Source organism: Halomonas marinisediminis (assembly GCF_004347715.1).
Taxonomy (GTDB): domain Bacteria; phylum Pseudomonadota; class Gammaproteobacteria; order Pseudomonadales; family Halomonadaceae; genus Halomonas; species Halomonas icarae.
Genome location: NZ_SLTR01000624.1, coordinates 1 through 249, shown reverse-complemented (window position 1 = coordinate 249; position 249 = coordinate 1). Strand labels below are relative to the sequence as shown.

Here is a 249-nt window from a genome sequence, read left to right as displayed (position 1 = left end):
CCCTGCGCCGCCACATCTGGCGTCCCCGACGGTTCCGGGCGCTGCTCGACCGGTTCGGCGGGCGACTGCCCGTGCCCGAAGGGCGACGCGCGCTGGCCAGGGCCGTGGCCGACCGGGGCGTGGCTGAGGTACTGGCCGCGCATGGGCCAGACATGGGCCTGCGCAGCCCGGCGGAGGTGCTGGCCCGGGTCGAAACCCTGCAGGCCGACCTGGCCGCCCCGCCGATCCCGGCGGCGGAGGTCGCGGTGC

At 78.3% G+C, this 249-nt stretch carries 1 protein-coding gene; it reads left to right on the top strand.

Translation table 11 applies throughout. The features are described from left to right. Positions 1-249 (top strand): hypothetical protein (locus tag E0702_RS19775; protein WP_205742121.1); only part of this gene is annotated, 249 nt, incomplete at both ends.